The organism is Anoxybacillus andreesenii (assembly GCF_030813005.1).
Classification (GTDB): Bacteria; Bacillota; Bacilli; order Bacillales; family Cytobacillaceae; genus Robertmurraya; species Robertmurraya andreesenii.
Map to the genome: position 1 here is coordinate 89306 of NZ_JAUSTU010000006.1, position 23819 is coordinate 113124.

Annotated in this window: 23 protein-coding genes; 19 read left to right on the plus strand and 4 right to left on the minus strand. The window is 39.3% G+C overall.

What is annotated here, in order from left to right; genetic code table 11:
- Positions 1-32: 32 nt before the first annotated feature.
- The 3 genes from J2S07_RS08070 to J2S07_RS08080 all read right to left on the minus strand — a co-directional run bounded on the left by J2S07_RS08070 (position 33) and on the right by J2S07_RS08080 (position 3507).
- Positions 33-1052, minus strand: a complete 1020-nt coding sequence (locus tag J2S07_RS08070) for an NAD(P)/FAD-dependent oxidoreductase (protein WP_307149910.1) — start codon at positions 1050-1052, stop codon at positions 33-35.
- Between the two features lie 367 nt (positions 1053-1419).
- Entirely contained in the window at positions 1420-2589 is a 1170-nt protein-coding gene (locus J2S07_RS08075; RefSeq protein WP_307149911.1) for a MalY/PatB family protein, read from the minus strand.
- Positions 2590-2664: 75 nt separating this feature from the next.
- Complete coding sequence (locus tag J2S07_RS08080) at positions 2665-3507, minus strand: alpha/beta fold hydrolase (protein ID WP_307149912.1); 843 nt, start codon at positions 3505-3507, stop codon at positions 2665-2667.
- A gap of 110 nt (positions 3508-3617) precedes the next feature.
- On the opposite strand from J2S07_RS08080, the gene J2S07_RS08085 reads away from it, so the two are divergent.
- Complete coding sequence (locus J2S07_RS08085; protein WP_307149913.1) at positions 3618-4118, plus strand: Lrp/AsnC family transcriptional regulator; 501 nt, start codon at positions 3618-3620, stop codon at positions 4116-4118.
- Positions 4118-5284: an aminotransferase gene (locus J2S07_RS08090; RefSeq protein WP_307149914.1), complete on the plus strand. Its 1167-nt coding sequence runs from the start codon at positions 4118-4120 to the stop codon at positions 5282-5284. Before J2S07_RS08085 ends, J2S07_RS08090 begins: the two co-directional genes overlap by 1 nt.
- Before the next feature lie 58 nt (positions 5285-5342).
- On the opposite strand, the gene J2S07_RS08095 is transcribed toward J2S07_RS08090, so the two are convergent.
- Entirely contained in the window at positions 5343-6689 is a 1347-nt protein-coding gene (locus tag J2S07_RS08095; RefSeq protein WP_307149915.1) for a sodium-dependent transporter, read from the minus strand.
- A gap of 533 nt (positions 6690-7222) precedes the next feature.
- On the opposite strand from J2S07_RS08095, the gene J2S07_RS08100 reads away from it, so the two are divergent.
- The 17 genes from J2S07_RS08100 (at position 7223) to J2S07_RS08175 (ending at position 23777) form a co-directional block, all read left to right on the plus strand.
- Positions 7223-9043 (plus strand): polysaccharide biosynthesis protein, encoded by a 1821-nt coding sequence (locus J2S07_RS08100; protein ID WP_307149916.1) that lies wholly within the window; start codon positions 7223-7225, stop codon positions 9041-9043.
- A gap of 22 nt (positions 9044-9065) precedes the next feature.
- A complete protein-coding gene (galU, locus tag J2S07_RS08105; RefSeq protein ID WP_307149917.1) occupies positions 9066-9956 on the plus strand; it encodes a UTP--glucose-1-phosphate uridylyltransferase GalU in 891 nt (296 codons plus the stop codon).
- Between the two features lie 17 nt (positions 9957-9973).
- A complete protein-coding gene (gene galE, locus J2S07_RS08110; RefSeq protein WP_307149918.1) occupies positions 9974-11008 on the plus strand; it encodes a UDP-glucose 4-epimerase GalE in 1035 nt (344 codons plus the stop codon).
- Between the two features lie 26 nt (positions 11009-11034).
- Complete coding sequence (locus J2S07_RS22065; RefSeq protein WP_510182027.1) at positions 11035-11178, plus strand: YwzD family small protein; 144 nt, start codon at positions 11035-11037, stop codon at positions 11176-11178.
- A 32-nt stretch (positions 11179-11210) separates the two neighbouring features.
- The gene (locus J2S07_RS08115; protein ID WP_307149919.1) at positions 11211-11813 is read left to right on the plus strand and encodes a sugar transferase; all 603 of its coding nucleotides are present in this window, start codon (positions 11211-11213) and stop codon (positions 11811-11813) included.
- Positions 11814-11834: 21 nt separating this feature from the next.
- Positions 11835-12995, plus strand: coding sequence for a DegT/DnrJ/EryC1/StrS family aminotransferase (locus tag J2S07_RS08120; protein ID WP_307150021.1), 1161 nt, complete (start codon positions 11835-11837; stop codon positions 12993-12995).
- 67 nt (positions 12996-13062) lie between these two features.
- Positions 13063-13419 carry a helix-turn-helix domain-containing protein gene (locus J2S07_RS08125; RefSeq protein WP_307149920.1) on the plus strand — a complete coding sequence of 119 codons (357 nt, stop codon included), beginning with the start codon at positions 13063-13065 and terminating at the stop codon, positions 13417-13419.
- A gap of 9 nt (positions 13420-13428) precedes the next feature.
- Complete coding sequence (locus tag J2S07_RS08130) at positions 13429-14280, plus strand: SGNH/GDSL hydrolase family protein (protein ID WP_307149921.1); 852 nt, start codon at positions 13429-13431, stop codon at positions 14278-14280.
- Between the two features lie 32 nt (positions 14281-14312).
- Positions 14313-15056: a YveK family protein gene (locus J2S07_RS08135; RefSeq protein ID WP_307149922.1), complete on the plus strand. Its 744-nt coding sequence runs from the start codon at positions 14313-14315 to the stop codon at positions 15054-15056.
- Positions 15034-15735 carry a CpsD/CapB family tyrosine-protein kinase gene (locus J2S07_RS08140; RefSeq protein WP_307149923.1) on the plus strand — a complete coding sequence of 234 codons (702 nt, stop codon included), beginning with the start codon at positions 15034-15036 and terminating at the stop codon, positions 15733-15735. The genes J2S07_RS08135 and J2S07_RS08140 overlap by 23 nt, the downstream gene beginning before the upstream one ends.
- A gap of 41 nt (positions 15736-15776) precedes the next feature.
- Complete coding sequence (locus J2S07_RS08145; RefSeq protein ID WP_307149924.1) at positions 15777-16538, plus strand: tyrosine-protein phosphatase; 762 nt, start codon at positions 15777-15779, stop codon at positions 16536-16538.
- A gap of 56 nt (positions 16539-16594) precedes the next feature.
- The gene (locus J2S07_RS08150) at positions 16595-17812 is read left to right on the plus strand and encodes a glycosyltransferase family 4 protein (protein WP_307149925.1); all 1218 of its coding nucleotides are present in this window, start codon (positions 16595-16597) and stop codon (positions 17810-17812) included.
- On the plus strand, positions 17812-18846 hold the full coding sequence (locus tag J2S07_RS08155) for a polysaccharide biosynthesis protein (RefSeq protein ID WP_307149926.1): 1035 nt from the start codon (positions 17812-17814) through the stop codon (positions 18844-18846). Before J2S07_RS08150 ends, J2S07_RS08155 begins: the two co-directional genes overlap by 1 nt.
- Before the next feature lie 26 nt (positions 18847-18872).
- Positions 18873-19982: a capsular polysaccharide biosynthesis protein CapF gene (locus J2S07_RS08160; protein WP_307149927.1), complete on the plus strand. Its 1110-nt coding sequence runs from the start codon at positions 18873-18875 to the stop codon at positions 19980-19982.
- Between the two features lie 5 nt (positions 19983-19987).
- Positions 19988-21112: a non-hydrolyzing UDP-N-acetylglucosamine 2-epimerase gene (wecB, locus tag J2S07_RS08165; RefSeq protein ID WP_307149928.1), complete on the plus strand. Its 1125-nt coding sequence runs from the start codon at positions 19988-19990 to the stop codon at positions 21110-21112.
- Positions 21113-21144: 32 nt separating this feature from the next.
- On the plus strand, positions 21145-22449 hold the full coding sequence (locus J2S07_RS08170) for a glycosyltransferase family protein (protein WP_307149929.1): 1305 nt from the start codon (positions 21145-21147) through the stop codon (positions 22447-22449).
- Positions 22450-22493: 44 nt separating this feature from the next.
- Positions 22494-23777: an O-antigen ligase family protein gene (locus J2S07_RS08175; RefSeq protein WP_307149930.1), complete on the plus strand. Its 1284-nt coding sequence runs from the start codon at positions 22494-22496 to the stop codon at positions 23775-23777.
- Positions 23778-23819 lie beyond the last annotated feature (42 nt).

The window sequence follows — 23819 nt, forward strand, 5'->3', positions numbered from 1 at the left end:
TCCAAAGATAAATAGAATCATGTTTGTTTGAATCAGTCTAATGTTCTTCGAATTTCTTTGTTACGTTCTTTAAAGACGGAATTATGGGTAGAGACCATCGCTGTTTTCCGTGCACTCGGGTCGACAAACTGCTTCACCATGTTGACGGTATTGGCTGCATCTTGAAAGGCACCGGTGATCATATTTATTTTTGCATTATGTTTAATAATATCTCCGATTGCAAATAAACCTGGAACCGAGGTTACCCCATTTGGCTGGCCTTCAACATAGCTGTTTTCTACGGTTTGAATGGGAAGCTGGCTGTTGCTTAATAATGTGAAATCTCGATTATAGCCTAAATTAATGAGTACCTCATCCGTAGAAATACTCCTGCTTTCTTTTGATTTCAAATCCTCGCATTTTATCGCAGTAATCCGCTGATCATTGTTTATTTCTAGCTCCGAAATCGTTGTATGTTCAAGAATGCATACAGAAAGATCCATGAGCTGCTGATATACGGCAGCATTGATTTTTTCCTTATCCTCTGAAATAATGACTGTCACCGTACTGGCTACTTCAGCTAAAGCAATGGCCCAATCGAATACAGAAGAACCCTTTCCAGAAATAATAATATTCTTCCCCTTATAGTAGCTAGGTGGCTTTAAGGTGTAGTGGACATTTTCAAGGTGATTTTCAAATATTTCTAATCTTTGTGGGGAAAAAATACCTCCACCGATTGCCAAGATAATTGCCTTTGAGTAATGAGCTTCCTTCTGAGAATGAGCAATAAACAAGTCATCTCGTTTCTCGATACATGTGATTTTCTCATTCAGAGCAATAGTAGGATTAAATGTTAATCCTTGGCGAACAATTTGATCAATTAGCTTACATGCTAAGGTTGGTGGCTGACCGCCAACATCCCAGACGACTTTATCAGGATAGAGCTGCATTTTTCCGCCAAAATAGGGCTGTGCCTCGATGATTTTAACTTTCATTTCTCTTAATCCACTATAAAATGCTGCGTATAATCCTGCTGGCCCGCCGCCAATAATGGTTACATCATATATTTCCAAGAGACATCTTCCTAACTCTTAATTATTATGGCTGTTTTCGCACGGATTGTGGTTCTGGAATGTCCTTAATACCGGCCATTCCGTTTCATACTAGGCGTGCGATACGCATAGTTTGAGTCGCACTTTTCTCCGTTGGTTCAAACAGATAGACAGCATAAACAACTGTATTGTCTAATAATTTTTTGTTCAAAAGCAACAATGTTTGAGAAAAGAGCCATTATTATTGATTCTCATTATCATCTAGTATATGACGAATTTCCATGCAGCTCAACACTTATGAAAGAAATATAGCGAAATGAAGCTTCCATGAAAAAGGGAGCAACTTCCTTTTGAAGGATCACTGCTCCCATTTTTCATAAGATTTTTTTTACGTAAATGCTAGCTTTAGCCGCTCTAACCCATCAAGCAGCATATCTCTCGTACAGGCGATGTTCATTCTCACGAAGCCTTCTCCACCAGGACCATATTTAGGGCCAGGTTCAAGACCAAGCTTTCCTTTCTTAAGTAGTTTGTCCCTTATTTCCGCATCTGACAAGCCGAGCTTTCGGCAGTCGATCCATAGGAGGTACGTACCGTCCGGTTTCATGACAGTTAGATCAGGGATCTCCTTCTCAATATAATCAATGGCGATATGGGTGCTTTCCTCTAAATAATCAAGCAGTTCTTCTAACCATTGCTCCCCGTAACGATAAGCAGCTTCTAAACCAACCACCCCAAAGGTGTTTAAGCTATTAATACTAAGCCGATTTTGAGTCTCTTTAAAGGCCTCGCGGATCGACTGATTTGGAATGATGATGGCCGAAGCCTGTAGGCCCGCTAAATTAAAGGTTTTACTTGGTGCCACACAGGTGACAATATGGTCCTGATAGTTTTCCTCTAAGGAAGCCACAGGGATATGTCGGTTCGGCTTGAAAACTAAGTCCGAATGGATTTCATCTGAGAGGATGAGACAATCGTATTGGATACATAGATCGGCTATTTTTCGAAGCTCTTCTTCACTCCAAACACGCCCACCTGGGTTATGAGGGTTACATAGAAGGAATAGCTTTACACCCTCTTTTAGCTTTTCCTCAAAATCAGCAAAATCAATTTCATATTTCCCATTCACTAATGATAACGGAGAATTCACTACGACCCGGTTATTTTTTTCAATCATACTGAAAAAGGGTGCGTATACTGGCGATTGAAGTAAGACCTTATCACCAGGCTTGGTCAACGTTTGAACAGCCATTCCGATCGTTGGCACAACCCCTGGGCTATAGAGGACCCATGAAGGCTGAATATTCCAGTGATGCCGCTTTGAAAGCCATGCTTGCATCGCTTCTGTCGCCGTGTCAGGTACATAGGTGTATCCGTAAATGCCATGCTCAAGTCGGTCCTTCAATGCTGCTGTGACCTCTTCTGGTGGCGCAAAGTCCATATCCGCAACCCACATTGGTAGAACATCAGATGTTCCAAAGACGATATCGTTCCGATCCCATTTCACTGAGGCGGTATTTTGCCGACTAATTTGTTTGCTGAAATCATAATGACTCATTGCTGCACCTCTTTCAATATAATAATTTCCATTCCTATCATAAAACAAAAATTATGAAAATAACAACAATAGCTATTAGGCTTCCACATGAACTTCTGTTTCCTGCAAAAAGCTAACAATATGCTGAAAAACTTCTTTTGGCCGCTCCTCTGGAACAAGATGGCCTGTCTCACTTAACACAATAAGACGAGAATTTTTCAAATCCTTCTGTAATCGTTTGCCGATGCTGAGTGGTACCACTTTATCCTCCTCTCCCCAAATGAGGAGGCATGGCGTTTCAATTTTATGTAACATTTCTTCCGATAAATCACCCTCTCTGTGGCGCAACAATCTTGCTAGTCCCTTAAATATTTCTTCATTTAAAAATGGCTCCATATACCCCTGGAACATTTCTTCATCAATTAATTGCTGATTGAAGACAACATTTTGCAAATTTTTCATCACTCCTGATTTTTCTAGATACCGTTTTATAAATAGATGAAAAAAAGGTAAATAGCTCAAATAGATCAAGGATTGCTTCGAGCGTTCTAGATATCCTGAACTACATAATAGGACAACCTTCTTTACTAAATCTGGTCGTAAATAAGCAATGTTTAAAGAGAGCTGTCCTCCCATTGAATGACCAATTACGACAAATTCACGAATATGAAGCTGCTCAAGAAGCGAGAGGATCGATTTAGCAATATTATTGTAGGAATAGACGTACCTTGTTGACTTGCCGCTCTTGCCAAAGGGAGGAAAATCGATTGAAATCACGTTGTATTCTTGGCATAGCAATGGAATCAAGCGTCGAAAGCTAAAGGTGGACGAAAGAAAACCGTGAATTAAAAGAATGGTCTTGGAGGATGTTTCGTGTAAATAATGCTCATAGTAAAGATCATTCCCATTTATTTTCTGTTTGCCCTTCAAAACGGACATGAAAAAACCCTCCTCTCAAAAAAATCGTAGAAGTATTAAAATGAAATACTCAATCACAGCATATTTTGATATAATTTAGTTATTTTATGACATAAATTAAGGTGGTTTTTATGAAGCTGACAGAGATTGAGTTGGAAATTGTCGAAGTACTTGAAAAAAATGCTCGAATTCCTGTAGAAGATTTAGCCAAAATGGTGAACTTAAGTGTACAAGAAACAGAAATGCTTATCAAGAAGCTTGAGGAAAGCAATGTGATTGTACAGTACTCCTCTATTGTAGATTGGTCCAAAATAGCGGGGCAAGAGGGAGTCACGGCGATGATCGATGTCAAAGTAACGCCAAAACGAGGTGTTGGCTTTGATGAAATCGCAGAAAGAATTTATCGCTTTAAAGAGGTCAAGGCATTATATTTGATGTCTGGTGCCTATGATTTATCAGTTGTGATTGAAGGAAAGACGATGAATGAGGTGGCAAACTTTGTTTCACAGAAGCTCTCTACCCTTGATTCTGTCATTTCAACAACCACTCATTTTATTTTGAAAAAATATAAGCACGATGGAACCATTTTTGAGCAGAATGATGACGACAAGCGAATTGTGGTGGCTCCTTAATGGAACAGACGAAAACATACCTATCTGAAACTGTGAATGCACTCAAGCCTTCTGGTATACGTCGCTTCTTTGATCTAGCGGCCGGAATCGAAGGGGTTATTTCCCTTGGAGTAGGAGAGCCGGATTTTGTCACTTCATGGTCTGTACGGGAGGCGGCTATTCTATCCCTGGAACAGGGGTATACGTCCTATACGGCGAATGCGGGGTTGCTGGAGCTAAGGGAAGAAATTTCAGCGTATATGGAAAAGGGCTTTCATGTGACCTACTCGCCGAAAAAAGAAATTATCGTGACGGTTGGGGCCAGCCAGGCGCTAGATATTGCCTTGAGAGCAATTATCGACGCGGGTGATGAGGTCATTGTGATTGAGCCATGCTTTGTTTCCTATGCTCCCCTTGTTGCCCTAGCTGGTGGGAAGCCTGTTACGGTGCAGACAAAGAAGGAAAATGATTTTAAGATTACTGCCGAGGAGCTTGAACAAGCGATTACCAATCGGACGAAGGCTGTTATTCTCTGCTCTCCAAACAATCCAACAGGGACGATGTTGAATCGGCATGATCTCGAGGAAATTGCTGCAGTGGCGAAAAAGTATAATTTGCTTATCTTATCTGATGAGATTTATGCCGAGCTATCCTATGATGAGAAATTTGTCAGTCTTGCTGCGATTGAAGGAATGAGAGAAAGAACGATTTTGATTTCTGGATTTTCCAAAGGCTTTGCCATGACAGGTTGGCGTCTCGGTTTTGTTTGTGCCCCTGAGGAAATTACACAGGCGATGCTCAAAATTCATCAATATGCGATTATGTGTGCACCCACCATGGCTCAATATGCTGCTGTTGAAGCACTGAAGAATGGCCAAGAGGATGTCATTGGGATGCGAAAGGATTATCGCCGTAGGAGAAATTATTTTGTACAATCCTTAAATGAAATTGGGCTGGAGTGCCATGTTCCAGGTGGCGCCTTCTATGCTTTCCCATCGGTTCAAAGCACTGGTCTCACCTCTGAGCAATTTGCAGAAAGGCTGTTGCTTGAGGAAAAGGTAGCCGTTGTTCCAGGAGATGTGTTTGGAGAAAGTGGACAAGGACATATTCGCTGCTCTTATGCTTCATCCATGGAACAATTACAGGAAGCCGTTAAAAGAATGAAGCGTTTTGTGGAACGTATCTAAATCAATAGGATCCTTGTAAAAAAAAGCAAGTGGTAGCATTCACTCCACTTGCTTTTGTCTATTTTAAAATCCCTACAGAATTCAAGAAAACAATTATAATAGCGATTGGCACCACATAACGAATAGAAAAATACCATAGATCAAAAAGCTTACCTAAGCCCTTTGTTCCAAGCTCTAGTTCCTTTTTTACAAGCTTACGTGGAACTCGGTAGCCAACAAATATTGAAATAAACAAGGCACCAAGTGGTAAGCCGACATTGCTGACCATGAAATCAGCAAAATCAAAAATACCTTTTTTAAACAGAGTAATATCTGAGAGAACCCCAAATGAAAGTGCGCTTGGAATCCCAATGACGAAAATAATGATTCCTGCTATCCAAGCAGCTCGCTTCCTTTTTCCTGCTTCCTTCTTGACCATAACGGCAACAACAATTTCCAAAATGGAAAAAGCAGAGGTTAATGTAGCAAACAATAACAAAATTAAGAAAATCGATAAAAAGACGCCGCCAAACACCATTTCATTAAAAACTGCAGGTAGGACGACAAATACGAGTCCAGGACCAGCATCAGGTTCAAACCCAAGGGCGAAAACAGCTGGAAAAATAACCAATCCCGCTAACAATGAAATTAAGATATTTAAACCAACAACGGAAAAAGCCGATTTCATCATATTTTCAGCTTTTGATAAATAAGATGCATAGGTCACCATTACGGAAATCCCGACACTTAAGGCAAAGAAGGACTGTCCGAGTGAGAGGAGAAGCGTTTGAGCAGAAACGTTGCTAAAATCAGGCTTCAATAGAAATTCAATTCCGCTTGATGCCCCTGTTAATGTCATCGAACGAATCGCGAGAATAATAAAGAGAATGAACAAAGCTGGCATCATATATTTATTTGCTTTCTCAATCCCTTTTTGAATGCCGCCTTGAACGACCCAAATGGTAATAAGCATAAAAATAAGCTGGGTAATAATGGCTTCAGCAGGGTTCCCAATCGTTTTCTCGAATAGGGATGCATATTGTTCTTGTGACAAACCACTAAAAGCTCCCGTAATGCTTCTCCATAAATAAGATAAGATCCATCCCCCGACAACACTGTAGAAGGAAAGAAGGACAATCGAGGCTATTACGCCCAAGTATCCGATGAAATGCCAGGGCGTGCGAGGTGCTAATTCCCGGTATGCGCTAATGGCATCCTTCTGTGTGGCCCGCCCTATAATAAACTCTGCAATTAAAATGGGAGCTCCAATAAATAGGGTAAATAAAATAAAAAGAAGAAAAAAGATCGCTCCTCCATTCGTTCCTGCTACATAGGGGAACTTCCAAATCGCCCCAAGTCCGATCGCTGACCCAGCAGCTGCCAAAATAAAACCTAGCTTTGATGTCCATTGTTCTTCAATTTTCATTTATGCGAATACTCCTTCAACCTGTTGATATTTTTCCATGTTACTATGAAGTTTAAAAAATTGATAGAGTTTTTTTAGAAGGAAATAAGGAGAAGGGCGAGATTGGTGGAATGAAAGAACCCCAAGCGTCATAAAATGAAGAGTTCAATATAAAGAATGTGTCTAGTTCAATATTATCATTTTTTTTTAAAATATTCTTCAAAAGGTATTGACTTGTTCTTTATAAAGAACTATCATAGGTTATGAAAATAAAACAGGTTCCAAACAAGTTTTTTATTTTTCTCTTACCGTTCTTTAAAAAGCACAAATCTAAGTCTTATATTGAACTTGGTTTTGGGATAGGTGATGTCTTCTTACCTTTAATAACGAAGGCACTCGGTCATGCTGTGGGTTGCAATTACCTTAGACGCTAGTCGTCGATAGTGTGGTGTGAGGACGGGTTAGATGCCCATTTTTTATAAAATTCTTAACTAAGGAGTTTTTTAGAAAAACTTTGTAGTTAAGAATTTTATTTTATCTTAAGGGGGATATGGGTGAGTTATAAAAGAAGGATTTCTATATTTTTTTTTTCCGATTCTATCATTGTAGTGATTGCTCTTTTTATTGGAAGTGCATTAACAAATATTCATTTTGATTTTGCTTCAAGTACATACATGTTGAGTACTTTGATTCTGTTAAGCTGTCATCATTTTTTTAGCTATATTTATAAGCTCTACAAAAAAGCATGGCTGTACGCCAGTATTGGTGAGCTCCTCATCGTACTGAAGACGGTGAGTTTTACGTTTCTGACTGTAGGTATCTTACAGTTTATTTTTTTTCAAGATGCTTACCTACGCCTTATCGTTGTTACGTGGATGCTCCATATGCTATTGATCGGCGGTTCCCGCTTTGGCTGGAGGGTCCTGAATAACTATCGAAAGAGCGAGGACGACAGCAAGATTAGAACACTTATCGTTGGTGCAGGCTCAGCTGGCACTATGGTTGCAAGGCAGCTGCTTCTTAGTCATGATGCTGAGTTAAAACCTGTCGCCTTTATTGATGATGACGTCAAAAAGCAGCATCTCGATATTCTTGGAATTCCTGTTTTTGGGGGGAGAAACAAAATTGAAAAAGCGATTCAACATTATCAGGTTGAAAATATTGTTATTGCCTTACCTTCCCTGGAACGAAGAGAGTTAAACCTCATTGTTCAAAAATGCTTAAAAACAGGAATAAGGACCCAAACGATTCCAAGATTAGAGGATTTAATGACAGGAAAAATAGCCGTCAACCATTTTCGTGATGTGCAAGTAGAGGATTTATTAGGAAGAGAGCCAGTACAGTTGGATTCGGAAAGAATATCTGATTATTTAACAAATAAAATAGTGTTAATAACAGGTGCTGGTGGCTCGATAGGTTCAGAGATTTGTAGGCAGGTTTGCAAATTCCAGCCTCAAAAACTCATTTTATTAGGGCACGGTGAGAATAGCATCTATTCCATCAGGATGGAGTTAGAGGAATCATACGGCTCGAGTGGGATTGAATTTTACACAGAAATTGCGGATATCCAGGATGGGGACAAAATGATGTCGCTGATGAAGGAGTATCAGCCAAACGTTGTTTACCATGCTGCTGCACATAAGCATGTACCCTTGATGGAAATGAATCCTGATGAGGCCGTCAAAAATAATATTATTGGTACCTTGAATGTCGCGAATGCAGCAAACTGGAACAGGGTCGATGATTTCGTCATGATTTCTACAGACAAAGCGGTAAATCCAACGAGTGTGATGGGAGCAACGAAAAGGCTCGCTGAACTTATCATTCAACACATCAATAAGGAAAGTGAAACGAAATTCGTGGCTGTCCGTTTTGGAAATGTGTTGGGGAGTAGAGGCAGTGTCATCCCGCTTTTTACAAAGCAAATTCAAAGAGGGGGGCCCGTGACGGTCACTCATCCTGATATGGTCCGTTACTTCATGACCATCCCGGAAGCATCCAGACTTGTCTTACAAGCAGGGGCATTGGCTGAAGGGGGAGAGGTATTTGTGCTCGACATGGGAGAGCCAGTCAAAATTGTCGACCTTGCTAAGAACTTAATTCATCTATCAGGCAGTACGGTTGAAGAAATCGGAATTGAATACACAGGAATGAGACCGGGCGAGAAGTTATTTGAAGAATTATTAAAGCCCGGAGAAATTCATGAGGAGCAAATTCATCCAAAAATTTATGTAGGAAAAACGATGAATACGGATGTGGAATCGATTATGCAGTTGATTGATGGGTTTGCATCCATGGAAAAAAATACTCTGAGAGAACATCTGTTATTCCTTAGCAATGATCAGGCAACGGAGAAAAAGCTAGCTGTACTATAAATATTTAGGTGGGATTGAACATATGAAAGTAAGAAAGGCGATTATACCGGCTGCTGGTCTTGGAACACGGTTTCTACCTGCTACAAAGGCACAGCCAAAGGAAATGCTGCCGATCGTCGATAAGCCGACGATTCAATATATTGTCGAGGAAGCGATCGAATCAGGGATTGAAGACATTATTATTGTGACAGGGCGTGGAAAGCGAGCCATTGAGGACCATTTTGATAAGTCCTACGAACTCGAGGAAACACTTCTTAAGAAAAAAAAGCATGACCTTCTTTACCAGGTTCAAAAGATATCGAATATGGCGAACATTCATTATATCCGGCAGAAGGAAGCAAGGGGACTGGGGGATGCCATTTCCTGCGCCAGTAGATTCATAGGAAATGAACCGTTCGCAGTCCTTCTAGGGGATGATATTGTCCGTTCGGAGAAGCCTTGCCTAAAGCAACTGATGGATGTCTTTAATCGCTATAGTACGACTGTTGTCGGTGTACAGGAGGTCCAGCGTGAGGACGTCCATAAGTATGGGATTATTAATCCAAAAGGAGGCAACGTGGAGAAAGGAATTATCTCCATTCGGAACCTAGTTGAAAAACCTAGTATTCATGAAGCTCCATCGAATTATGCAATTTTAGGCAGATATATTTTGCAGCCGGAAATATTTGAGATTTTGGCAGAGCTTCCACCAGGTGCGGGAGGGGAAATCCAATTAACTGATGCCATCAATCTTCTTAATGAGAAGAAGGAAGTCTTAGCCTATGAATTTGAAGGAAAAAGGTATGACCTTGGGGATAAGCTTGGATTTGTGAAGGCTACCATTGATTTTGCTATACAGCAGGAGGACATACAGCATGACGTTTTATCGTATATCGAGGGTTTGGTAGGGAGTCAAAAGGTGTTAAATTCTTAAGTTCAGGGGGTGGAATATTGGCAATTCTTGTTACAGGAGGGGCTGGTTACATAGGAAGTCATACTTGTGTGGAGCTTCTAGAGGCAGGCTATGAGGTAATTGTCGTCGATAATTTATCGAACAGTAATCCAAGGGCACTTGATAGAGTATATGAGATAACTGGAAAGAAGCCCACGTTTTACGAGGTGGATCTTCTGAATCATGCAGGGCTGGAGTCTGTGTTTCGGGAAAATGAAATTGACGCAGTCATTCATTTTGCTGGCCTCAAAGCCGTTGGTGACTCCGTATCTGTACCTCTTCACTACTATCAAAACAATGTGACAGGAACGATCATTCTCTGTCATTTGATGCAAAAATATGATGTTAAGAAAATCGTTTTCAGCTCCTCTGCAACGGTGTACGGTGCCCCCGAAACCGTCCCAATTACAGAGGACTCTTTGTTAAGTCCAACGAATCCCTACGGAAGAACAAAGCAAATGATTGAGGAAATATTGAAAGATATCTATCTATCTGATAAGAAGTGGAGTATCGCTCTATTACGATATTTTAACCCGATTGGGGCTCATCAAAGTGGGCGGATTGGTGAGGATCCAAATGGGATTCCGAATAACCTGATGCCTTATATTGCTCAAGTAGCTGTTGGGAAGCGAAGTCATCTTAATGTATTTGGAGCTGAGTATGCAACGCCCGATGGTACGGGGGTCCGTGATTATATTCATGTAGTGGACCTTGCAAAAGGCCATCTCAAAGCACTTGATAAGACGCTAAATGAGGTTGGTGTTGATGCTTATAATCTTGGAACTGGTCGAGGCTATAGTGTTCTTGAAATGGTGAAGGAATTTGAGAAGGTAACTGGGGTTCCAATCCCATATAAAATTGTGGAAGCGAGACAAGGCGATATTGCGATTTGCTATGCCGATCCAACAAAAGCTAAGGCAGAGCTTGATTGGAGCGCTGAAAAGGGAATTAGTGAAATGTGCAGAGATACATGGAAGTGGCAATCTCTGAACCCAGATGGGTATGTAATAGAAGAAAAGAATCTATTTTTATAATATTTAATGAAAAGAGTAATCGACAAATGAAGGGCTGTATAGATCAGGAAAAATTCAAAGAAGTACTAATCTACGCTTATACAATAGGGAATGAAGTAGAAGATATGAAACTATCTAGTTTAATAGAAGAAATTAAGAAGAGACTTGATGAAATAGATTCAAATAAATAGCGATTTCGAGAAGATTTTATGGATGTGAATGGATGAAAAGAATATTGGATTTATTTATCTCAATATTAGGATTGATAGTACTTGCACCGCTCATGCTCCTAGTTGCTCTTTTAATCAAATGGAAGCTTGGGGCACCAGTCCTTTTTAAACAAAAAAGACCAGGGTTGCATGGTGCTCCCTTTGATCTCTATAAATTTCGTTCGATGAGTAATGAAAGAGATCATGATGGAAAGCTGTTGCCAGACCATCTAAGGATTACTTCTTTGGGTGTATTTCTTCGTAAATTCAGTCTTGATGAGCTGCCACAGTTAATCAATGTTTTGAAGGGCGAGTTAAGTCTTGTTGGGCCAAGACCACTATTGATGGAGTATCTTCCTCTGTATTCGGAAAAGCAGGCAAGAAGGCATTTGGTGAAACCTGGGATCACTGGCTGGGCGCAGGTCAATGGCAGAAATTCAATCACCTGGGAAGAGAAGTTTGAGCTCGATGTATGGTATGTAGAGCATCAAACTTTTTTATTGGATCTAAAGATTCTCTGGCTAACCTTTTTGAAGGTGATTCGATCGGAAAATATTCATCTCGATGAACCAGATTTTGAGGGCGCAGGAGAGGTACGAACAAAGAGCCATGGCTAAGTTATGAAAGGAGGGAGCCCCCTGCTAAATACCACAATCAAGAATAGAATCTACTTATCGTCCCCACATATGAGCGGGATGGAAATGAAATATATTAATGAAGCTTTTGATACTAACTGGGTAGCTCCATTAGGCCCTAATGTGAATGAATTCGAAAAAGAAATAGCGACCTATGTGGGAGTCAAGGATGCCGTTGCAGTAAGCTCAGGTACTGCAGCGATTCACTTGGCTCTTTCTTTATTGGATGTTAAAGAGGGGGATATTGTCTTCTGCTCCTCCCTAACATTTGTCGCATCGGCAAATCCTATTTTATACCAAGGGGCAGAGCCAGTTTTTATCGATTCAGAGCCAGAAACGTGGAATATGTCCCCACTTGCATTAGAACGAGCATTCCAAGTAGCGAAACGGGAAAATAAGCTTCCAAAGGCAGTCATTGTTGTTCATCTTTATGGCCAGTCTGCTCGGATGGATGAAATCATCGCCATCTGTAACGCCTATCAGGTTCCAATTATCGAGGATGCAGCGGAATCGCTAGGCTCTTCCTATAAAGGCAAAATGAGTGGAAGCATGGGGGATTTTGGGATTTTCTCCTTTAATGGCAACAAAATTATTACGACCTCTGGCGGAGGAATGCTTGTTTCGAATCATATCGTATCACTGCAAAAAGCCCGTTTCTTGGCAACCCAAGCACGAGAGCCTGCCCCCCATTATCAGCATAGTGAAATGGGCTACAACTATCGGCTAAGCAATGTTTTGGCTGGGATTGGTAGAGGTCAATTGGAAGTATTAGAGGAAAGAGTGAAAAGAAAAAGAGAGATTTTCAATACCTATGAAAAAGAACTAGGTTCGGTTCCGGGTATTTCCTTTATGCCAGAACTGGAAGAGACGTATTCGAATCGGTGGCTAACGGCCATTGTGCTGGATGCTCAAATAACTGGTTTTAATAGGAACGAACTACTTAGAGCGCTTGATAAAGAAAATATTGAGGCCAGACCTGTGTGGAAGCCGCTCCATCTTCAGCCACTTTTCAGGGGGTACCAGTTTTTTGCTCATAGTCAAGAAGAGGTCATTTCAGAGAAGCTGTTCAAGGATGGACTATGCTTGCCTTCTGGAACGAATATGAACGAGGAAGAGCAGATGCGAGTAATCAACTGCGTCAAAAATCAAATTCAAATAGAATAGAAGATTACTTTAAGAGGAAGTGATTGTCTAAGTTTTCAAAAGAAAATCTAGTTAAAGAGGTTGAAAAATGATTGGAAAAAATATCGCAGAAATCCGGAAGCGAAGAGGCTATACATTATCGGAATTAGCAGAGCTATCGAATATCTCCAAATCTTATTTAAGTAATATTGAACGAAACATCAATAAAAACCCTACAATTGATGTGATTCAGAAAATCGCTAAGGTTCTAAATGTAGATTTCATGATGTTAATCGAACCTGATCTTGATATCGATTCCCATTTGTATATTGAACAGGAGTGGAGCGACCTGCTAAAGGAACTAAAAGAGCTTGGGATCGAAAAAAAAGAAATTCAAGAATACAAGACATTGGTGGAATTTATAAAGTGGCAGAAGCAAAACTGTAACCATGTAGAAAAAATTTAGGAGGATAAGGTGAGAACATTTTTGTTTTTCATAGTAGCCGCTCTTTGTATCGGGGTGCTTGTCATGGGGAATCTGCATTGGCAAAGTAAACTCACAGCGGCTGGAATAGAAGGGAAACAGGAGCAAGAGAAAATCCAATTAAGAGAGAGGGAAGCGAAAGAGGCACGAATCCAAAGCTTGGACCCAAATCTTCATCCATCCCAAACGCTCATCGATTATCTTTTATATAAAGCTCTTACGCAACAACATGTAGTCATCGCAGTTGTTGGAAGCGATGGTGCTGCTGGAAGCGGAGCGAGCCATCCCGCGAACACATGGCCAGAGCTGCTTGAAAAAGGCTTAAGGGCCGAGTTTCCCGAACTAGAAAATTTGAGATTCATTGCACGTGGGTATGAGGGTTATACAACAACTGATTTCATCAATAGTGGAAAAATCAATGATATTATTCCAGAGCAACCAGATTTGGTTATTTTTGAAACGGCTTTATTAAATAATTACCATCAATCTATTGGTTTAGAACAAACTGTGAACGAAATGGAAACACTAGTGTCTTCACTTCAAATGGGACTTCCAAATGCAAAAATAATATTGTTATCACCTAATCCGATCATTAACAGTGAGAATAAAAATAATTTGAAGCAAACGTACCTAGACTATGTGAATGCATCAACAGAAAAAATAATGGAGAAAAAATGGTCCTATATCAATAGTCATGAAAAGATTTTAACAAAAATAGATGAGGATAATATTGTATTGGCGGATATCATGACAAGTGACCGCCTTCATCTAAATGAAGGAGGGCACTCTTTATGGTTTCAGATCATTATGGATTTTTTAAAGAATGATAGGCTTGAAAAATAATACAGATCTAACCTACTAGATAGGAGGTTAAAATGGAAGACTCGATTAGCATGAAAGAATTATTTGGAATAATAAGGAAGCGATGGATGCTTATTGCACTTTTTACATTTGTGATGGGGGCATTAAGTGCCGTTGTTTCTTATTTTCTCCTGACTCCCAAATATGAAGCTTCAACACAAATTTTAGTTAATCAAAAGGACACAAATTATCAGTTAGATACTACACAAATGAGAGGCAATATTGAATTAATCAATACGTATAGCGTCATCATTAAAAGTGCAGCGATCTTAGAAAAGGTGATCGAGAAGCTGGAGCTTAATCAAACAGTTGAGCAGTTAGAACAGAATATTTCGGTTAGTAGCCAGTCGGAATCACAGGTATTTTCATTGACCGTTCAGGATAGTAAGCCAGGGCGTGCAGTTGAAATTGTGAATCAAATATCAGAAACCTTCCAGCAGGAAATTAAAGGGATCATGAATGTAGATAATGTCAATATATTGGCAAAAGCGGAGTTAAAGGAGAATCCGGCACCGATAAGTCCTAATCCTAGAATGAATATTGCCGTTGGCATTGTACTGGGATTGTTGATGGGCGTTGGACTGGTGTTTCTTTTGGAGTACCTGGATAATTCATTGCATACTGCATCTGATGTTGAAGCCTATTTAGGACTTCCTGTACTTGGATCCATTCAAAAAATGTCAAAGCAAAAGGTGAAAAAAAGCTCCACAATTCAAAAGATGGGGGTAGAGGTTATTGAATCGCAGATCAAGGTATAGAGAAAGAAATAGAAATAAGAATACAATTCCTTTAATTGCCCATCATCACCCAAGAGAAATTATATCCGAACAATACAGGCTCATTCGTACAAATATATTGTTTTCCTCGGTGGACGAAGAGATTACATCGATCATGGTTACTTCCCCCGAGCCAGCTGATGGGAAGTCAACAACGGCATTGAATCTTTCGATTGTTCTTGCACAGCAGGGAAAAAGGGTATTGCTCGTAGATACGGATTTAAGGAAGCCTAGCATCCATTATTCCTTTCAGGCGAGTAATATTGTGGGATTAACCAATATTTTAACGAAAGAAACCGATCTAGAAGGGGCTATTTCCAATACCTTTGTGCCCAACTTGGAAATCCTGACCTCTGGCGATATCCCACCGAACCCTTCAGAGCTATTAAACTCAAAGGCGATGGAAAAATTAATGCAGGAATTGGAAAATAGGTATGATTACATTGTGTATGATACGCCACCAGTACTTGCTGTGACAGACGCCCAAATCATTGCCAACCGTTGTGACGGAGTGGTGATGGTAGTGGCTAGTGGAAAAACTCATAAGGAGCGTGCCTTAAAAGCAAAAGAACTCCTTGAAAAAGCAAAATCAAGGATCCTTGGGGTTGTTGTGAATGGGGTCGAATCGAAGAAGACGGAATATTATAGCCAGTATAGTTAGATTAATAGAATGAGTTAGTTGATGACTAAGGAGGGATAAGCGTGGTTGACATCCATTCCCATATCATACCTGGTGTGGATGACGGACCTCCTCAAATAGCGGAGTTTATCGAAATGGCAGTTGCTGCAGTAAGTAATGGGATCACTGACCTCATAGCCACTCCTCATCACATGAATGGGGTTTATGAAAATCCAAAGGAAAAGATACGGAACGCTATTCGGCAGTATCAAAAGTACTTACAGAATGAAGGAATCCCTTTATCGATTCATCCTGGACAGGAGTTAAGATTGCATCGGGATATGTTCAAGCTATTTGAAAAAGAGGTACTTACTCTTAATGATAAAGGAAGATATCTATTACTAGAGCTATCAGCAGGAGGGGTGCCACCCAATATTCATCATGCAGTGTATGAGCTAAGATTAAAGGGAATTGTGCCAATCATTGCCCATCCAGAGAGAAATAAGGGGATTGAGGAAGAGCCGAATCTGCTATATGAACTTATTCATGAGGGCGCTCTCGTTCAAGTAACCGCTGCAAGTGTACTAGGCAATTTTGGAAAAAAGGCTAAAGCTCTTTCAGAGAAGCTGATCGAACATCACATGGTTCATTTCATTGCATCAGATGCACATAACTGTAGCTCCAGAGGCTTTTCATTGCAAGAGGCCTACCGGCGAATATCTGCTGATTTTGGTAGGAACTTTACAGCGTTTTACAAAACAAATGCCGAGGCGCTGTTAATGGGTGAGAAGCTTGAACATCAAGAGCCAGTGCCAATTCGAAAGAAAATATTAGGCTTGTTTTAGGAAGGTGCAAGCAACGGCCTTTGAAAATCATTTTTCTTTAAATAAGGGTGAATTTTTTGAATGTCCTATTTTTAACTTTGTCAGAGATGGAAGATGTTCATGAGAGAGGAATTTATACAGATCTAGTGCGAGAACTTGCAAGAAGAGGGCTGAATGTATATGTCGTGTTTCCAAGGGAAAAGAGAACAAATCTACCCACGGAATTAATAGACTTGAAGAATATTAAGCTCCTTAAAGTGAAGACGGGGAATATTACCAAAACAGGCTTCATTGAAAAAGGAATATCCACGCTTTTGATTGAAGAGCAATACCTATGGGCGATTAAAAAGTACTTTGCTGGGGTACATTTTGACTTAGTCATGTATTCGACCCCACCGATTACATTCGAAAGAGTGATTAAGTACTTCAAACGAAAGCATAGAAGCAAAACTTATTTAGTTCTGAAGGATATTTTTCCACAAAATGCTGTAGATATCGAAATTCTAAAAAAGGGCAGTCTCATATGGAGATACTTTCGTAGAAAGGAAAGGAACCTATATCAATTGTCCGACAAGATTGGTTGTATGTCAGAAGGCAATGTGAGGTATATACTCGAGCACAATCATAAAATAAAGAAGGGAAAGGTAGAAATTTTTCCGAATTCGATTGAGCCAATTGAAATCAAAGAAATGGGAGATAGGCAGGTATTTGAGAAATACGATGTTCCAAGCGACTCGACTCTATTTGTCTATGGAGGTAATTTAGGGAGACCACAGGGAATCGATTTTCTATTACAGGTCATCGATCATTTCTACCAAATAGAAAATGCCCATTTGTTAATTGTTGGTTCTGGCACGGAGTATGAAAAAATTAGGAAGCATTTAAAAAAAATCATGCCTCAAAATGTAACCTTGCTGAAGGAATTACCCAAATCAGAATATGATCAGCTACTATCTGTGGCAGATGTTGGATTAATTTTCCTAGATCATCGTTTTACCATTCCAAATTTTCCATCGAGGCTAACCGCCTATATGGAGCATTCGCTTCCAGTTCTTGCAGCCACCGACTCAAGAACGGACTTAAAGGATGTCCTCCTTAATTCCGAATGTGGTCTTTGGTCAGAAAGCGGTGATATTGAAGGATTTATCAAAAATGCCCAAAGCTTGGCTTCGACTGTAGATCTTAGGGAACGCCTTGGGCGAAATGGACGCCATTTTCTTGAACAGCATTACGATATTCGTAGAAATATCAACATCATTATGAAACACCTACCATTAGCGAAAGGGGCAACTTGATGTTTAAAGACAAGATATTACTTATTACGGGAGGCACAGGCTCCTTCGGAAACGCCGTGATGGAGCGGTTCTTGGACACGGATGTAAAAGAAATTCGGATCTTCTCCCGGGATGAAAAAAAACAAGATGATATGCGAAAAAAATATCGCAATGATAAGCTGAAATTTTATTTAGGCGATGTAAGAGATATCACAAGTGTAAAAAATGCGATGCATCAGGTTGATTATGTGTTTCATGCAGCGGCATTCAAGCAAGTACCATCTTGTGAGTTTTTTCCACTTGAAGCTGTAAAAACCAATATTCTTGGTACAGACAATGTTTTAACAGCAGCTATTGAATATAAAGTTAAAAAGGTGATTTGCCTGTCAACGGATAAAGCTGCCTATCCAATCAATGCGATGGGCATCTCGAAAGCGATGATGGAAAAGGTGTTTGTGGCAAAAGCAAAAACAACTTCTCCAGAACAAACACTCATCTGCGGTACGAGGTATGGCAATGTGATGGCATCTCGTGGTTCTGTAATCCCATTGTTTGTAGAGCAAATTAAGAGTGGCAAACCATTAACAATCACTAATCCCAAAATGACAAGATTCCTCATGAGCTTAGAAGAAGCGGTGGAGCTTGTCATTTTTGCGTTTCAGAATGCGGATGCAGGAGACATTATGGTGCAAAAAGCGCCAGCTTGTTTTATTGGAGATTTAGCGCAGGCTTTAAAGGAATTATTTGAGGCGGACAATGAGATTAAAGTGATTGGAACTCGTCATGGAGAAAAATTATACGAAACCCTCTTAACAAGAGAGGAGCACTCTGTTGCCGAGGATCTGGGTGGATTTTACCGCGTACCGGCAGATAAACGGGACTTAAATTATGACAAATATTTTATCAATGGTGATGAAAAGCTTTCAGAGGACAAAGAGTATAACTCCCACAACACGCAAATTCTAAATGTTGAGCAAATAAAGGAGAAGTTGCTTCAATTAAACTATATCCAAGAGGAATTAAAGAAGGCGAAGTATATAGTAGAAGCCATGTAGAAATCAAGGGAGGAGCAGGCGAAAAAGTGAAAATACTCGTAACCGGATCAAATGGTTTTGTTGGGAAAAATCTCATTTCTCAGCTCATCAATAAGGGGTATGAAAACATTTATAAAGTAACCCGTGATACAGATTCGTCAACACTTGAACAATATTTAAAAGAATGCCAGTTTGTCTTTCATTTGGCAGGAGTAAATAGACCGCTTGATAAAAGAGAGTTTGTAGAAGGGAATGAAGGCTTTACTAGCAAACTATTAGGGCTCTTAAAAAAATATAATAACAAAGCGCCAGTCCTTTTCTCTTCTTCTACCCAGGCTGACAAGGATAATCCTTATGGAAACAGCAAGAGGGCCTGCGAAGAACTACTGTTTAGGTACAGTGGGGAAACTGGAGCAAAGGTGTTTGTTTATCGTCTTCCAAACCTATTTGGAAAATGGTGTCGTCCGAATTATAACAGCGTCGTCGCAACCTTTTGTCATAAGATTTCACGTAATGAACCAATTGAGATTCACGATCCAGAGACTAGTTTAACGATGTGTTATATCGATGAGGTGTTGAATGAATTTCTGCGCGCCCTTGATGGAAATCCGACAAAATACGGAGAATTCTGTACGGTTCCTATGACATATGAAGTAAAGCTCGGTGAACTAGCCGAGAAGCTTTTTTCCTTCAAAGCAAACCGAGAATCACTTGTGATGCCTTCCTTAGAAAAAGAGTTTGACCGCAATTTGTATAGCACCTTTTTGTCCTACTTGGAAGAGGACAATTTTTCCTATCGTCTTAAGAAAAACAGCGACAATCGAGGATGGCTGGCGGAATTTATAAAGTCAAAAGAGCTTGGTCAAATCTTCATCTCTAAGACAAAACCAGGGGTGACTCGTGGCAATCACTGGCATCATACGAAGGTGGAGAAATTTCTCGTCATTCAAGGAGAGGCGACCATTCGCTTTAGAAAGATTGACTCAGATAAAGTTATTAAATATCACGTAAATGGTGAAGTGCCTGAAGTTGTGGACATTCCTGTCGGCTATACCCACTCGATTGAAAATACAGGGGATGAGGATGTCATTACATTGTTCTGGGCATGTGAAATCTTTGACCCAGAAAAGCCGGATACGTATTATGTGGAGGTTTAACAGTTGTGAAGAAGCTTAAGGTTATGACCATTGTCGGTACGAGGCCAGAGATTATCCGCCTATCAGAGGTGATTAAGGCCTGTGACCGCTACTTTGAACATATTCTCGTTCATACAGGACAAAACTGGGATTACACCTTAAATGAGATTTTCTTTGAGGAATTAGGGTTAAGAAAGCCAGATCATTTTTTGGGAGTGGTTGGAGAAAATCTTGGGGAAACGATGGGAAATATCATCTCCTCCTCCTATCAATGTTTGCTAGAAGAAAACCCGGATGCTCTCTTAATCCTGGGAGATACGAATAGCTGTTTGAGTGCGATTTCCGCTAAGCGTTTGAAAATTCCTATTTTTCACATGGAAGCAGGCAATCGCTGCTTTGACTTGAATGTGCCCGAAGAAATTAATCGTAGAATCGTCGATCACGTCTCTGATATCAATCTACCCTATACAGAGCACAGTCGACGTTATTTATTATCGGAAGGAATTCGGAAAGAGCATATCTTTGTGACGGGCTCGCCGATGACAGAAGTTCTTGCTAAGAGCATGAAACAGATCCAAAGTAGTACAGTGCTCCAGCATTTAGGGCTTGAACAGGGTAAATACATCCTTGTTTCTGCTCATCGTGAGGAAAACATCGATAACGAGGAAAACTTCCTTTCACTGATGAATGCCATTAACCAAATTGCCGAAACATACCAGCTGCCTGTAATCTACTCGACCCACCCAAGAAGCTGGAAACGAATTGAGGAAAGAGGCTTTGCTTTCCATCCACTCGTGCGACAACTGAAGCCTTTTGGTTTTTTTGACTATAACAAGCTCCAGCATAATGCCTTCACGGTTCTGTCTGATAGCGGGACCTTATCAGAGGAATCAGCCATTCTCGGTTTTCCGGGAGTATTAATCCGGACCTCAACAGAACGGCCGGAGGTGCTGGATAAGGGAACCATCGTTATTGGTGGAATTACTGAACAGACAATTGTGCAGGCTGTTGAATTAAGTCGGGCGATGTGGGAGGAAAATGTTCGGACATATCGTGCCAATGATTATTTTGATGAGAATGTGTCGGTGAAGGTTGTGAAGTTGATTCAGAGTTATACAAAAATAATAAACGATTTGACATGGAGAAAATAAAGGAAAGCTAACGCAAAAGTGAGGGTTATGTTTTGCAAGAGAAACGATATCCAAGAGTATTAGTAATTAGTCACAATGCATTTAGTAGCACATTAAATAACGGCAAGACATTTTCATCTATATTCTCAAGTTGGCCAAAGGAAAAAATTGCACAATTGTATTTTCAAAATGAGATCCCAAATTTTTCAGTGTGTCATAACTTCTTTAAAATTACAGATGTTAGCATTCTACGTAGTAAGAAAGAGAATATTGGAGAGAGGGTTAAAGGAAATAATATTAAAATTCATAGTCATGAACAATCTCGAACTATTCTTTTCATAAAACAAAATAAATGGTCAGCTTTTAATTTTCTTAGAGATGTTCTTTGGTCTTCTAATAAGTGGAACAACCAGAAATTACAAGATTGGCTAGATGAATATGCACCTGAAGTAATCTTTTTTGTTGGTGGAGAAAGCACTTTTTCATACAAAATTGCCAATCAAATAGCTTCAAAGTTCTCTATTCCCATCTATTTGTATTACACCGATGATTATTTAACTCCAGCTTATTCGTTAGATTTATTTCAGTGGATAAACTGGATCCGATTAAAAAGGGTCTTAAAAAAGACACTTAGAAATGTGAATAAAGTTTTTGTAATTGGTGATGACATGGGTAAAGAGTATGCAAATAAGCTGAGAAAACCATGTATTACAATCATGAATGCAATTGATATTGAAAGGTTTTTGAGTGCAAGGGTCCCTACTTCTGCTGAAGAAAATAATCACTCTAATATTAAAATGGCATATTTTGGTGGAATGCACTTGAATAGATGGAAATCACTTAAAGCGATAGGAAGTGCTTGTGCCTATATATCAGAGGCGGAAGGAATTAACATAAGCCTATCCATTTATTCAAACCAGCTTCCAGATAAAAAAATCTTTACTTCTTTAAATAATGGAACATCCTTGAAGTATATGGGAAGTGTAACAGAAAACGAAATAATTGATGAAATGCAAAAGTATGATGTATTGGTACATGTGGAGAGTTTCGATAGAAAAATGAAACAAAAAACTAGGCTTTCAATAAGCACCAAAATACCTGAATATTTAGCAAGTGGGAAAACTATACTCGCAATGGGGCCAAGTGATATTTCATCCATAAAATACTTAAAGAAACTGGATTTGCCTTATGTAATAACCTCGCAAAAGAAGGAAAACATAACAGATATTCTTCTTAAAATGAGCTCAGAATTAGATAATAGTAGATTTAAAAAATTAGGAATTGAAATTGTTCGGGAAAAACATTCAATTGAGCAAAACAAGCGAAAAATCCAGAAGTATTTATCTGAAGTTCTATAAGTTGTATGGGAAGAAAAATGATAAGAAATGGATAGATCAAAAGTATGACCAAATCTGAAATATCAATTCTAAATAAAAATGTTTCCTTTAATCCTGTGGATAAAATAAATAAGATTGTTTGTATATTTCTATGTGCCTTTGTATGTTGGCCCTATCTTAGCTCAAAAGTAGGATTATTATTATTCATTTTGTTATTTGGTACCTGGCTGCTTACAACAGATTACAAGTGCTTTGTTGATCATCTCACAGTTGACATTATAATGATTGGCTGTTGGCTGGTCACTTTTTTTCCCTACATAATTACAGGGAATTTTTTTTATGGGGCATACTCACCACGTGCTGCACTACTATTATTTTTTCTATTTATTTGCGGTATATTAATAACTCACTACTATATGTATTATAAAAAGGATTTTCAAATGTTAGGAAAGATCGCCTTATTCTCTCTTTCTTTTTACGCTATTGCATCCTTACAAACGTATTTGGGACTAAAGAAATATCCACTTGCATCAAGAATGCTGGCAGTCGGGGATGAAACAATTAAACAAAATTATCATGGCCTTGGAATTGGTGGGTTCGGGTTTGTTTATAGCTCCGTATTCATTATTATACCTTTGATATACTTCTTTTCTAAAAAAACGAGCACAAACAATGTTTGGCATAAAGTGATTAGCATAATTGTCTTTGTGATGATGTTACTAATGCTTTTCCGTGCATCATATACGATAGCATTGCTTTTCACATTAGTCGGGATATTTTTAGTTTTCTTTATTCGTGGAAAAAAAAGCTTAATAGTTGGGGTTTTGTTCGCTGTACTCTTCTTAATATTTATTCCTGGAGATTTAATCGGGTCATTTTTTATCCATATGGCTAACCTATTTCAAGAAAATGATACGATCAGGGTAAAATTCCTTGATTTTGCTCAAGGATTCTTGACGGAAAGTACAGGTGCTCAGACATCATATAGAGTTCAACTATATTTAAGCTCCTTCCAAACATTTCTAGATAATCCTCTATTCGGAATTTATGGCCCTTTTGGAAACCAAATGAATGCAGTAATTGGGGGTCATTCAGGATGGCTTGATCTAATGGCGTATTATGGATTATTTGGATCGCTTCCTTTATTTATAGGAATTTATTTAATCTTAAGAAGACAATTATTGTTTTATTTCAATCATCCTTACTTTATCTACTTATTGATTGTAAACATATTATTTATTGTCTTTGGATTTATAAATCCTACTATTACAATTTATGAAATAGGATTTTCCATTTTTGTTATTGTACCTACACTTCCTTTCTTACCCTATGCTTTTTTAAAGAAATAGAAAATGGGGAGTGTATAGAGTTCTCCTTATTTTTTGAACACT

What these genes read in the sequence shown, in the direction of transcription:
- J2S07_RS22065 (WP_510182027.1), top strand. Translation starts at nt 11,035, where the DNA reads ATGAAGGGCTGTATAGATCAGGAAAAATTCAAAGAAGTACTAATCTAC.
- J2S07_RS08090 (WP_307149914.1), top strand. Translation starts at nt 4,118, where the DNA reads ATGGAACAGACGAAAACATACCTATCTGAAACTGTGAATGCACTCAAG.
- J2S07_RS08080 (WP_307149912.1), bottom strand. Translation starts at nt 3,507, where the DNA reads ATGTCCGTTTTGAAGGGCAAACAGAAAATAAATGGGAATGATCTTTAC.
- J2S07_RS08095 (WP_307149915.1), bottom strand. Translation starts at nt 6,689, where the DNA reads ATGAAAATTGAAGAACAATGGACATCAAAGCTAGGTTTTATTTTGGCA.
- J2S07_RS08085 (WP_307149913.1), top strand. Translation starts at nt 3,618, where the DNA reads ATGAAGCTGACAGAGATTGAGTTGGAAATTGTCGAAGTACTTGAAAAA.
- J2S07_RS08155 (WP_307149926.1), top strand. Translation starts at nt 17,812, where the DNA reads ATGTTTAAAGACAAGATATTACTTATTACGGGAGGCACAGGCTCCTTC.
- J2S07_RS08175 (WP_307149930.1), top strand. Translation starts at nt 22,494, where the DNA reads ATGACCAAATCTGAAATATCAATTCTAAATAAAAATGTTTCCTTTAAT.
- galU (WP_307149917.1), top strand. Translation starts at nt 9,066, where the DNA reads ATGAAAGTAAGAAAGGCGATTATACCGGCTGCTGGTCTTGGAACACGG.
- J2S07_RS08125 (WP_307149920.1), top strand. Translation starts at nt 13,063, where the DNA reads ATGATTGGAAAAAATATCGCAGAAATCCGGAAGCGAAGAGGCTATACA.
- J2S07_RS08135 (WP_307149922.1), top strand. Translation starts at nt 14,313, where the DNA reads ATGGAAGACTCGATTAGCATGAAAGAATTATTTGGAATAATAAGGAAG.
- J2S07_RS08115 (WP_307149919.1), top strand. Translation starts at nt 11,211, where the DNA reads ATGAAAAGAATATTGGATTTATTTATCTCAATATTAGGATTGATAGTA.
- J2S07_RS08075 (WP_307149911.1), bottom strand. Translation starts at nt 2,589, where the DNA reads ATGAGTCATTATGATTTCAGCAAACAAATTAGTCGGCAAAATACCGCC.